The 11,614-nt window shown below is 42.1% G+C and carries 12 protein-coding genes; 1 reads left to right on the top strand and 11 read right to left on the bottom strand.

The features are described from left to right. Nucleotides 1–86: 86 nt before the first annotated feature. Complete coding sequence (locus tag ANME2D_RS18185; protein WP_157834132.1) at nucleotides 87–257, top strand: hypothetical protein; 171 nt, start codon at nucleotides 87–89, stop codon at nucleotides 255–257. A 203-nt stretch (nucleotides 258–460) separates the two neighbouring features. On the opposite strand, the gene ANME2D_RS13715 is transcribed toward ANME2D_RS18185, so the two are convergent. The 11 genes from ANME2D_RS13715 to ANME2D_RS18180 all read right to left on the bottom strand — a co-directional run bounded on the left by ANME2D_RS13715 (nucleotide 461) and on the right by ANME2D_RS18180 (nucleotide 11,516). Further along, nucleotides 461–745 carry a DUF1540 domain-containing protein gene (locus ANME2D_RS13715; RefSeq protein WP_048092800.1) on the bottom strand — a complete coding sequence of 95 codons (285 nt, stop codon included), beginning with the start codon at nucleotides 743–745 and terminating at the stop codon, nucleotides 461–463. A gap of 79 nt (nucleotides 746–824) precedes the next feature. Continuing rightward, complete coding sequence (locus tag ANME2D_RS13710) at nucleotides 825–1,544, bottom strand: polysaccharide deacetylase family protein (protein WP_048092798.1); 720 nt, start codon at nucleotides 1,542–1,544, stop codon at nucleotides 825–827. Then, a complete protein-coding gene (locus ANME2D_RS13705) occupies nucleotides 1,510–2,754 on the bottom strand; it encodes a glycosyltransferase family 4 protein (RefSeq protein WP_048092796.1) in 1,245 nt (414 codons plus the stop codon). Before ANME2D_RS13705 ends, ANME2D_RS13710 begins: the two co-directional genes overlap by 35 nt. A gap of 160 nt (nucleotides 2,755–2,914) precedes the next feature. Beyond that, complete coding sequence (gene tgt, locus ANME2D_RS13700; protein ID WP_048092794.1) at nucleotides 2,915–4,012, bottom strand: tRNA guanosine(34) transglycosylase Tgt; 1,098 nt, start codon at nucleotides 4,010–4,012, stop codon at nucleotides 2,915–2,917. Between the two features lies 1 nt (nucleotide 4,013). After that, a complete protein-coding gene (gene queA, locus ANME2D_RS13695) occupies nucleotides 4,014–5,018 on the bottom strand; it encodes a tRNA preQ1(34) S-adenosylmethionine ribosyltransferase-isomerase QueA (RefSeq protein WP_048092792.1) in 1,005 nt (334 codons plus the stop codon). 166 nt (nucleotides 5,019–5,184) lie between these two features. After that, nucleotides 5,185–5,949 carry a hypothetical protein gene (locus tag ANME2D_RS13690; protein ID WP_048092787.1) on the bottom strand — a complete coding sequence of 255 codons (765 nt, stop codon included), beginning with the start codon at nucleotides 5,947–5,949 and terminating at the stop codon, nucleotides 5,185–5,187. Then, nucleotides 5,937–7,247, bottom strand: coding sequence for a hypothetical protein (locus tag ANME2D_RS13685; protein WP_206741778.1), 1,311 nt, complete (start codon nucleotides 7,245–7,247; stop codon nucleotides 5,937–5,939). Before ANME2D_RS13685 ends, ANME2D_RS13690 begins: the two co-directional genes overlap by 13 nt. A gap of 126 nt (nucleotides 7,248–7,373) precedes the next feature. Then, the gene (locus tag ANME2D_RS13680; protein WP_048092783.1) at nucleotides 7,374–7,841 is read right to left on the bottom strand and encodes a hypothetical protein; all 468 of its coding nucleotides are present in this window, start codon (nucleotides 7,839–7,841) and stop codon (nucleotides 7,374–7,376) included. A gap of 48 nt (nucleotides 7,842–7,889) precedes the next feature. Then, nucleotides 7,890–8,378: a hypothetical protein gene (locus ANME2D_RS13675; protein WP_048092781.1), complete on the bottom strand. Its 489-nt coding sequence runs from the start codon at nucleotides 8,376–8,378 to the stop codon at nucleotides 7,890–7,892. 8 nt (nucleotides 8,379–8,386) lie between these two features. Beyond that, a complete protein-coding gene (locus ANME2D_RS13670) occupies nucleotides 8,387–11,200 on the bottom strand; it encodes a CARDB domain-containing protein (protein ID WP_048092779.1) in 2,814 nt (937 codons plus the stop codon). A gap of 148 nt (nucleotides 11,201–11,348) precedes the next feature. After that, a complete protein-coding gene (locus ANME2D_RS18180; RefSeq protein ID WP_157834131.1) occupies nucleotides 11,349–11,516 on the bottom strand; it encodes a hypothetical protein in 168 nt (55 codons plus the stop codon). Nucleotides 11,517–11,614: the final 98 nt, after the last annotated feature.

Genomic DNA, 11,614 nt, shown 5'->3' with positions numbered 1-11,614 from the left:
ATTTATAAATTCGGATAACCGAAGATTTTATATGGTGAAAGGATGAATACTGTTTGTTAGATCTGATCTTATTACGGGATGATAGTATGATAGAAGCAGTGAGAATAAATCTGAGGAGTGAAAAGGATGCAGAGCTTGTAATCGGAAGAATACTCGCCCAGATAAATCGTGATGATAAGGCTAAAAGTGTTGAGATTATGGAAGAACTCTTTAAATATAACCCCAGAACTACAGTGGTTCGTATCTTTGTGGACTGATGAACATTCCCTGCATCAAGAAAGCCCCTGCGGGGGCAAAATTATTAACAACGAACTTATACTAACTCAAAACGAACTCTTGGAGTTCGTTCCAGTTCGTTTATGTTCGTTGTTTTTAGACTATCAGATTTCAAGATGAGGAGGAAGAAATGCGTTTATACTTTCCTATACGTTAAAAAATAAAAGATGGCCGGGGGCCTGTCTCAGGCTCTCGGCTCAAATGTCTTGCAGTCAGCATGGGCCTCATGTGAGCCTACGTCTATCCTGCCGGCCTGGCACTCCAGGCGTTCGTTGAATTTGCATTCTGACGCAATGCATGCTCCTATTTTCCCTTCGGTTTCCTCAATTCCGCCCTGCCTCTTTGCCCTGTAGTAGAGGGTATCACACTCTGCATGTGCGCCCACTGTTATGGCAAAAGTATGACACTGGTTTTTCATATTGTAAGAACAAGCGGTCATATCGCAACTGGCAATACTGGATATCTCCATTCCTCTCACCTCCCATATTTTGGATGGCGTCAAACGTATTTAATCCCTTGCATCGATCTCGACAAAATACTATATCTTCTCAATGAGCCAGAAAGCTGGATATCGTACAGAATCGATAGTGCTTGTTTTTAAATATCTTGATCAATAACTCAAGGTTCTGCAGCGCTCTTTTTCCAGTGTTAACTTTGCAGTCCCACCTGACAGGCTCGCCATACATTTCCACGAACTCCCAGGGATGGAAAAACAGGACTATCGGCGGTCGCATACGCCTGATTATTTCATTGCCAAAAGGCAAACGCAGCAGGGATGAGGTGGCGGATGCCGGGATTCTTAACAGTCCATTACTTAAATTGCTCATCTTTGCCCTGTATAAATCACCAATTTTATATCCAGCAATAGATGAATCAATTAGATATCCATTATCTTTCAAGATCCCCAGAAACCTCTCAGGAAATATGAGGTTAGGCGCTCTGAAAGAGGTTATACTCTCCTGACCTGTGAGCCTGCACAATACCTCGGTACTTTTCTCTATCTCATACACGGCTTCTCTATAGGTCATCCTGTCAAAACGTGTATGAGAGTAACCGTGACATCCGATCTCATGATGCTTTGCTATCTCTTTTATCTGCATCGGGTATTTTGAGGCCACTTCCCCTGTTATAAAAAATGTCGCTTCTATGCCATATTTTTCCAGAACCTGAAGTAGCTCTGGAAGCCCTGATTCTATACCTCTGTATGTTCGAAGGTATGGAGGGCAGTCAGGCTCAACATCTACCGTTATGGTTATGGTTCTTTTCATAGCCGGGCGATAACCTTTTGACAATCCTTCCCATTTTTGCAAGCTTCATATCATAATATTTATGTGCATCAGCTTGAGCCACCTGCTCTATAAATTCATAAACATCGAGTGTCTTCTCACAGACAATGTCCCAGGCAAAATTTGAGAGGACATGTTTCCTGTTATTTTTTGCCAGTTTTGATCTGATCTCCTCGTTCTGGATCAAAAGCTCGATATTATTCTTTATATCAACCGCATCTCTGGCTGGTGGAAGGCTGCTGTTGCCGTTCAATATATCACGTATGCCATTTACATCCTTTACAACTACAGGAAGTTCACATGCCATAGCTTCGAGTATGGATATTCCAAGTGCCTCGTCCACAGAACATAGAGCGAAGATATCGGATGCGTTCAGATAATCGCGGGGGTCTGATACATAACCTGTAAAAGTTATATGTCCATTCAAGTTCAACGATTTTGAGAGATCAATCAGTTTATCTTTTTCTGGACCATCGCCCACGACTAGCAATTTAACATCATATCTTTTAGTTAGATCAGGCATTATCTGTATCAGCTCATGCATCCTTTTCCTGTGCACCAGTCTGCCTACTGTGATGATCACAATATCGTCATCACTGAATCCGAATGATCTGCGGATATCCCGTCTATTTTTTGCATCAGGGTAGAACTTATCGCAATCTACACCATTTGGAATAACAAATACAGGTTTATCCATGCAAAAACGCTCTGTATCTTTTTTCACTGCATTGCTTACCGCAATCAATGCATCCAATCTTGTAAACTCCTCACGCAGCAGGTGCGTGAGCAGATTGCCCATATGCACATCATCCCCCCATAGTGAATGGTTCGTGGCAAGTGTCGGTATATTCCTCAGGGTCTTGCCAGCATATGCCGTCACCATAGCTATTGGCGAATAGATACTGTGGGCATGTATAAGCTCAAACTTCTCTCTTCTTATAACATCGTTTACAATCCATGGAGTTCTCGGATCAACTACTGCACCCCATCTTCTGACAGCATGGCCTTTTATCCTGTGAATCGTTATTCCTCTCTGCCTCTTCTGTGCATCATGTTCTGCGACTTTGCCCTTCAGATCCTTGTGCCTGTGGGTCAATATATGCACTTCGTTACCGCGCCTGGCCATAAGTTCGGACAGGTAATCTATATGGCTCTCCACACCCCCGATCTTTGGATAATACCAGTCGCTCACAAAACATATCTTTCTGGTTTCGATACTCTAACCTCCTCTGCTGGCGTTCAACACCCTATATAATATCTATATTCTATTTACCATAAATCCTCTTAAAATACCATTGCATAATATAAATAAATTACCAGATAATCTGGATCGAAGTGCGATCAGGCCTGTTTTATCGATTATTTATAACTATGTCTTTTCTAAATTCAGAAAACCTATCAGCCAGTATTGCCTCCCTGGCGCCCTTTATTATGGATTGTATAAAATAGAGGTTATGAATCGATGCCAGCCTCAGTGCAAGCAGTTCCGATTCCCGAAAGAGGTGATATAGATACGCTCTTGTATAGTTTTTACATGTATAGCACTCACAATCCTTATCAACTGGCTCAAAATCCAGGGCATACTTCCCGCGCGCTATGTCTATATTTCCCTTTGTGGTCATCAGGGTCTGGTGCCTTGCATTCCTTGTTGGGAAGGCACTATCAAAGATATCGATACCTGACTCAATTGCGCCAAGCAGTTCAGCAGGTGAACCAACGCCCATGAGATAGCGCGGCTTATCCTCAGGAACAAGCGGAACATTATATCTCAATACCTCATTCATTATTTCCTTTGGCTCGCCTATGGATAACCCGCCTATCCCGTAGCCGTCAAAATCCATTGCGATCAGTTGATCTGCGCATTTTTTTCTCAGGTCTGCGAATGTCCCCCCCTGCAGTATTGCAAAAAAGAGCTGGCCTTCATTTTTCTCCACTTCTTTTGATCGTTTCGCCCATCGTACTGTCCTCTCAACCGAGGCTTCTACAGCGCTGTATTCACTTCCATATGGTGGGCACTCATCGAGTACCATGGCGACATCAGAACCCAGGATCTTTTGGTTGCTCATGCAGATCTCCGGCGTATAGGAGTATTTCTTCCCATCACGCGGATTTTTATATGTGATCCCTTCATCCGTGATCTTGAAAGGAAAATCCTTGCGTATCATCTGGAAACCGCCGCTGTCTGTGAAAACTGCCCTCTCCCAGTTCATGAACCTGTGCAATCCCCCGGATCTCTGGATCGCGTCCATTCCCGGAGAGAGAAAAAGATGAAAGGCGTTACTGATAAGCACCTGTGTACCCATGTCATATAGCTCTTCGGGGATGAGCGTCTTCACAGTCCCTTTAGTGGCAACAGGCATGAATGCAGGGGTCTCTATGATCCCGTGGTTGGTTTTTAGTTCTCCTGCCCTTGCTCCTGTATTTTTATCTCTGTGTATCAGTTCGTACATATTACCTGAAGATCAGCATCGCATCGCCAAAACTATAGAACCTGTATGAGTTTGATATTGCCTCATTATATGCAGTTATCAGCCTCTCACTGCCTGCAAATGCGCTCACCAGCATAAGAAGCGTGGATTTAGGGAGATGGAAGTTAGTAATTATTCCATCGATCCCTGACTTAAAGTGATAAGGCGGGTAAATGAAAAGCTCGCTGAATCCTTCTTTCGCAGTGATCTTTCCATTGATACATGAGCTTTCAAGTGCTTTCACGGCAGTTGTTCCAGAGGCTATGAGCTTTCCTTCTGTTCTATTGATTATCTCTGCACTCTCAGCGCTGATAGAGATATATTCAGGCTCCATCCTGTGATCCTCCAGGTTCTCATATCTGACAGGTGAGAACGTGCCGATCCCTACATGAAGAGTGACACAGGCGATATTAACTCCTCTCTCTATTATTTTCTCCAGTAATCCATCTGTGAAATGCAAGCCTGCTGTGGGCGCAGCAATTGAGCCCTTTATCTTTGAATATACTGTCTGGTAGCGGTTCCTATCCTCAAGCTTTTTCTTGATATAGGGCGGGAGAGGCGCTTCCCCTATCTTTTCAAGAATATCGTTCAGGTTCCCGTTGCAGTTGAATTCTACCAGGTACCTGCCTGTGTTCTCACTTTTTATAACTCCAAGGATTCTTGCTTCAAGCTCGCCAAAGTGAAGTCTTGTGCCCTCATGGATATTCTTGCCCCGTATCAGGCATTCATAACCTGAGATATTTTTTGAAATTACGAGCGCTTCCACATGACCGCCTGTACTTTTTTTACCTGCAAGCTTTGCAGGAATTACCTTTGAATCATTGAGCACAAGGGTATCGCCATCTTCAAAATAATCGATAATATCAGTAAAATATCGATGCTCAATACCCTGCCCGAGCACCATTAGCCTGGATGAATCCCTCGGTTCTACGGGAGACTGTGCGATCAATTCTTTTGGAAGATAGTAATCAAAATCGCAAAGTTTCATTGCTGCCAAATCAGCAGCAGGGCTTAAGTAATTTTTCTAATGTAAATTCCATTCAAAATCAGATGTTGATTATGGCATCATAAGGGATATTGAAACAACCACGGCATCTGTACAAGGAGTGGTACTGCCATGATATCATCCTATTTCTAACATACACCATTTTCTATCAAACAAAGCCGCTAAATTTAGGGATCGATTTTAACTTCTCTTCTATCCAGTCTCTCTCTTTTGAATATTTCTCCCCTTCAAATGTGTACTCAGCAGTTTGCAGGTATTCAACACGTCTGTTACAAAATTTTGAAACTCTCTCAGTTAATTCACTAAAATTTAATTCTCCCGCTTTGATGTTACTAATTGGAACAGCTTCTCGATTTTTCAAAAATACATCACCATGAGGATAAAAATGTAAAATTCTAAATTTTTCTGGATTCGTCAATCCAATCTCAAGTATAGGTGAAAGATATTCTGTATATTCTATTCTTCCTTTTTTAAAGGCTTCGATTATATAAGTCTTACTTAACTTCTTTTCTCGTAAGTACCAGTCTTTAAATATTTCTGAATTTTTTTGGTAAAATATGTTTGCAGTACCATAGGCCTTCAGGATGCCTTTATCAATGTTTTTTGAAGAAATAATTTTTAATAGATCATCTAAGCAACCGCTACCATTGTACTTTGTGAGGTATAAATCCTCTACTAGCTCCTCTTTTTCTAATATAGGGCTGTTAAAACTTAAAGTTTCCGGCTCTTCTCCTAGAACTCCTTTGAAATATTCTCCATTTTTATCAACGAACCCATAGAATACGCTAGCAGGATTAAAAAAACCTTTTAAACAATTACCAAAAAGATGAGGTAGCGCCTCTGTCGTATCCAGTTTATCACTAAATATCAAGTTAATTGAAAAATGCTCACCCATCTTTACTACCTTACCCATTGTGCCAATATATTTCCTGCTGAATCATACAACATAACTCTTTCCAGAGGAACAATCGCTTCGGGATCTCCCATATAGTTTATCGGGAACGAGTCCATTATTTCACGTAGTACGGCATTATTTGTAAATTCTGTGCCACTATTTACTTGAATATGTACCTCTCTTATATTACTATTTGCTATCTGTCCTCTTGCTGTATCGACTGCGTCACCTACTTTACCCTTAAATCCTAAAAGGGTTTCTCCACCTTTATTTATTGTTTTTATTTCTCTTCCTATAGTCCTTCCATCAAAGGTAGTAGCAATAACATCTCCACCTTTACCAGAACCTGTAACTTCAATCTTTTTTAATGGTAACTCAAATTCTGCTATTTTACCTAAAGTCCTTTGATTTAAATAACTATCTCCCTGGTTATGGAGGGTGAGCTGATTATCCAAGCCCTTCCTAAGGTCTCCAAGATCGATTCCCTCATGTGCATACTTCTTAACAATTTCATCTGAAAATCCATAGGAGCCTTTGAGTATCGTCACCGCTCCCTGGTAAATCTCATCCAGCAGGCGTATGGCATGATCGGGTATGACGTTTACAATGTATTTTCCTACTTCTGTTATCTTATGCGGGAATGCCCTTACAAATTTCAACATCTTTGCGGCAATCTCTGGCACTTCATCTGCAACTACTGTAACCGGTAAGACGGATAATAACCCTGTCCCTGCTGTAATGCCAGTATTGAACCAGTCGCGGTTCCAAGCGTTCGCTACTACATCCCTGACTGTTGCGACCCACTCAACAAGGGGCGTAAGACCTGAGGCAACTGTGCCTATTAGGTATGCCATGTTATCGTGGGCGGGGTTTGTTAATCCGAAGTCCCCTAAGACATATCCAAGAGAAGCTTCCATAAGGAATGAATACTCTGATACAAGTGGATTCGTTCCGGCATCAAGCTCCTGTTTGTCATCTAATCCGTCGTCATCCGTATCTGTTTTCATCGGGTCTGCTATGTACTCGTAGTGATAGCCGTCATAGAGCGACTTGTCCCAGCCATAAAGTGTTGCCAGAGTATCGTAGAGGCGCTTGTTGTCAGCATCATAAACAATCCGTCCCATTTCCTGTCCATCTGTCAATCCGTCGTAATCAGAATGTGCATTGCCCGCGTAAGTCCTTACATAGGCGTTGGAGAATGCAACACGCATACCTCTTGTCTCCTCATAGTCAGTCAAACCGTCTCCATCGCTGTCCAGCAAACGTGAGAAATCACCGCATGCGTTGTTATTTTCCTCGCTGACCTCTGCTATCAAATTGGCGGGATCAACATTCACGCAGATCTGGGTTATGCCTGAGCTGACAGTTCATTCGAGAGAAGTCATTGCCGAACTTCCGGCGGCGATACCAAGGAGAGTCATCGGTTTATTTATAAAAAGATATTACTCGCTCAGCCGTATCCCAAAATTATTCTCCAGTGCGAACTCGCATAAAGCAATAACTTGTGTTTCCATAGTTCCCTCCCAATCCGTCCAATCCAGATCTCCTTTTTTCTGGCTTTTGACCAATTTATCTTCGGCTTCTCTTAATAACCTAATAAGTTCTTTAATTTTATCTCCATAGATTATGGTTTTATCTGATTCGTATAAGCCTCCAAAGAGTTCATATATCCGTTGCCAGTCTAAAACACTGCTTATATCGCTGTAAATCCTCTCCAATATCAGAATATATCCCTTCTCCTTAAGCCAATCCAAATTATACTTGTGGTTAAAATTTGTGGGTAATTTTTCTTTGGGAATATCGGGTCTAAACTTCTTCTCTTTACTAAGAACAAAAGAATAATAATCATCTATTACTTTTTTATCATTCTTTCTATTTTCAGGGATGACTAATGCAAAATCTGCTCCCATAGCTTATATTCCCTCATTGAATGTGTACCATATAATGTTTTGAGTCCCTTATACGACCTGAAGTTTTACTCCAAGCTCTAATGCCTTCTCGCACATGGCGAGCATAGGTTTTAGAGTTCCCCGTGCATCAAAGCAATCCATTTCGAATCTATCGATATAATCGTAAAAGTTCCCCCCGGGAGGTACTTGTTTCATCCTTTTCCAGATATCTTCTGTGTCTACAGCTTCTTCTATTTTTGCAATGGCTTTCCTGCAAAAATCCCTTATTTTTTTAATTTCATCTTGTTCTAAAATAAATTCTGAAGCCTCGCTAATTAATTTACTCCTTTCTTCAGGGCTTAAGCTCCTCAAATAATCGAACTCATACACTCTAAATATTCTTAAAAACTTCTCGGTTTCTAAGCCTAGCTTTTTCAGTGTTTCAGAAATTTCATAAATATTACTTGATTTTACACTAACACTATAAATTCTCGAACCGTTTAAATCAACATATGCATTTTCTGGATCCACGCCATAAAGCCACAAATCTTTACTCATCTTTGTACCTATTTGATTGCTAAGAATGTATTGTAAATCTCCTTCAGCTCTGTAGAAGTCTCAGCTAACTTATATTCGTAAGCATATGTAGAATCTGCAGGACCAATCTTAAATGTTTCTTGAATATAGTCTATATGTACTTTAGAAATATCGATTTCACTTCCATCACCTGCTTTGACTCTGGTAAAATCTCTGAGGCTTATAGTCCTTATATTATTTGCAATCTGCTCCCCAGCGTTTTGAAAAGCGGTCTGTGTAGTAGTACTCTTTGTCTGACCAAATGCTATTAGCTTTCCTTCATTATTCAATACAATGGTATCAAGTTCCGCTTTTGTGTTTCCAATATTATCTAATAGTTTAACTCTATACTTTACCACATATCCCTGTGAAGCAGGATATCTTGTTCTAATAATTTCATCTCCCAGAATCTCAGCAACATCATCTGCTCCCTTTATAGCTCTCCTGCCCCACCAACTCTTCACTAGGTCGATAGCTTTATTATGTCTAAGTAGATTTATCCCTTTATCAACAAGCTCATCTATCCTTGCTGCAGAGACTCCTTTACCCTTGAGCGCGCTTGCAGCACCTTCATAAATTTCATCTAAAGCTGAGATTCGCACTGATTCGCTTGGGAAAGTTTTTATTATTAGCTTGGCGACATCCAATATTTTATCAGGGAATTTCCTGGCAAACGTGACAAATTTACTTACTGTCAGCCCTGTATCTCCAATTACTGGTAGCAATAGACCGACTAATGTCGTAGTAAAATCAAAAGCATCTCCACGCAAAGCTGTACTTGGCAGGTCTCGGATATCCCCAAATACTAAGTACCCGCTCACTAGCCAGCCACCGAGATATGCAAGATTTCCATGTCTTGGGTCGCTAAAGCAGAAATCGCCGCAAGTAAACCCATATCCCGCCTCTACCAGGTTATATGGACTGTAAACAAATGTATCCAATCCAAGTTCAAGTTCTTCTTTATCATTCAGTCCATCGTTATCCGTATCCGTCATCATCGGATGTGCCCTGTACTCGTAGTGATAGCCGTCATAAAGCGACTTATCCCAGCCGTACACTGTCGCAAGAGAATCGTAAAGAAGCTTGTTCCCAGGGTCGTAAACGACTTCTCCCATCTCCTGCCCGTCAGTCAGCCCATCATTATCAGAGTGCATATTCATCGGGTACGACTTGATAGGAGCATAAGGGAAAATCACACGCATACCTCTTGTCTCTTCATCGTCAGTCAAACCATCTCCATCGCTGTCCAGCAGGCGGGAGAAATCGCCACATGCGTTGTTATTTCCTTCACTTACCTCTGCTATTAAATTAGCTGGGTCCACGTTCACACAAATCCGGTTTACGCCCGATCTGACAGTCCACTCAATCGAGGTCAAAGCTGAACTTCCGGCAGCAATGCTCGGGATTGTAGTCGTACCTATCAACGTGCCGCCCTGGGTGCTTTCCCTGAACTCGACCTGCACATTCGAAGCTGAGCCTGCGCCTACGTTCCTGACATTTGCTTTAATTCTCATCCTGTCGCCGATCTTGAAGACCTGCTCAGGCTTCTTCCAGTCAACATACCAGTTGTTGAACCACTCTCTGGGTGTGGCAATTCCGAATATGGAGAGGTGATCAGTGTTGCCCCAGACATAGTTCTCAGTTGTGTTGACTCCCTGGTCTGTGACAAGCTCAATAGAATTACTGGTCTCATTGTAGTAGAACAATTTCAGTTCGGATTCAGGAATCCCGCCGAGATTAGATTCATTATAGTAAATTTTGAGGTTTGCCGAATTCACCTTTGAACTGCTGGTAATACTAACAGTATTAACCATTCCGGGCAGGCTGGACATCAAAACTGATGAATTATCCTTAGCAAGTACGATGTCCTTACCCACATCCCCAATACCATTTATGGTTGCTTCAACACCGGCAGTCTCATTCTTAAATGTCTGCGTGTAGCTCTCGTTCCCATCAGGTATTCCGTTACCGTTAGAGTCCGGATTAAGGGGATCTGTGCCAAGCCTGATTTCGCTATCATCGGTAAGCCCATCGTTATCCGTATCCTTGCTCAAAGGATTTGTATGTAAAACGTTGATCTCATAGCCGTCATTTAGACCGTCACCATCTGTATCCGCAATAAGCGGGTCTGTACCCATTTCTTGTTCTTGTAAGTTGGTCAGGTCATCATTGTCAGGGTCTGAGTCTGCATCAGAGATACCATCACCATCAGAATCTTTCGATGTTGGATAGGTACCTGTCCTGAACACCTCGAATTCATCGGTGAGACCGTCGTTATCAGTATCGTTTGAGAACGGATCGGTGCCGAGCCTGAACTCCTGGAGATTGGTCAGGCCGTCGTTATCAAAATCCTCCTGATCGTCGGGAATACCGTTTGCAGCTTCATTCAGTGATGTTTTTATTGAATCAGAATCAGCATCAAGGGGATCTGTGCCAGTAACATTGACCTCGTACCAATCCGGCAGGCTGTCCTCATCCACAAGGATTATCTTATTCCATACAGAAGGATTACCTGCACGGTCAACAGCAGTCACAACAAAGTTGTTGGCTCCCAGGCTCACGTTCGTTTTGTATATCACCGAGCCGCTATCCAGAGCAACAGGCTCATTGTTTACAGTGACTACTGCACTTGCTTCTGTGTTAACTAAAAGTGTGTACTCTGGATTATTAATAGTTGGGTAAAGATTTAATTCAGAAACATAGAGAGCAGGAGGTGTATTGTCAACTTCTACCTGTACTTTGTCATGGCCTGTATTCATGGCCATATCTACAGCCACTGCTGTGATATCGTACCACCCATCCACATAGCCCGTAGTATTCCATGTGTATGATGTAGTATTGGAGATATACGTACCGTTGATGGCTAAAGTCGTATCTGCAAGGTGGATATCATTGGCATCGGCTGTAATATTAATTCTTTAACTTGATCTACGTTAATCGATCTGGGAATTTCTAGCCACCTGGAATTTCTCCTGTAATATGTTTCTTTAGTATATGAAGCCATCCAGAGGTATCAGTCCCTTCCTCCAGCCATCTTATAACGCTCTTGCCATCCTCGGACTTCTCAATCGCATTTATCGTCTTCTTCAGGTCACCTCCATTCTCGTAAACCCGTTCCATATCCTTGACAAGAACTTTTTTACTGGCAAGTTCCCTGATCTTATAGTAGATAGTGCCGCTGTCATCAGCATAATTTTTCAGCAGGTTGCCATAGGCGT

It is taken from the genome of Candidatus Methanoperedens nitratireducens, assembly GCF_000685155.1.
GTDB lineage: Archaea > Halobacteriota > Methanosarcinia > Methanosarcinales > Methanoperedenaceae > Methanoperedens > Methanoperedens nitratireducens.
This window is presented reverse-complemented; position numbering and strand designations above follow the sequence as displayed.

Coding starts and splice junctions, on each gene's coding strand:
- ANME2D_RS13715 (WP_048092800.1), bottom strand. CDS start 745: ATGGAGATATCCAGTATTGCCAGTTGCGATATGACCGCTTGTTCTTAC.
- queA (WP_048092792.1), bottom strand. CDS start 5,018: ATGAAACTTTGCGATTTTGATTACTATCTTCCAAAAGAATTGATCGCA.
- ANME2D_RS18180 (WP_157834131.1), bottom strand. CDS start 11,516: ATGGAACGGGTTTACGAGAATGGAGGTGACCTGAAGAAGACGATAAAT.
- ANME2D_RS13690 (WP_048092787.1), bottom strand. CDS start 5,949: ATGGGTAAGGTAGTAAAGATGGGTGAGCATTTTTCAATTAACTTGATA.
- ANME2D_RS18185 (WP_157834132.1), top strand. CDS start 87: ATGATAGAAGCAGTGAGAATAAATCTGAGGAGTGAAAAGGATGCAGAG.
- ANME2D_RS13680 (WP_048092783.1), bottom strand. CDS start 7,841: ATGGGAGCAGATTTTGCATTAGTCATCCCTGAAAATAGAAAGAATGAT.
- tgt (WP_048092794.1), bottom strand. CDS start 4,012: ATGTACGAACTGATACACAGAGATAAAAATACAGGAGCAAGGGCAGGA.
- ANME2D_RS13675 (WP_048092781.1), bottom strand. CDS start 8,378: ATGAGTAAAGATTTGTGGCTTTATGGCGTGGATCCAGAAAATGCATAT.
- ANME2D_RS13710 (WP_048092798.1), bottom strand. CDS start 1,544: ATGAAAAGAACCATAACCATAACGGTAGATGTTGAGCCTGACTGCCCT.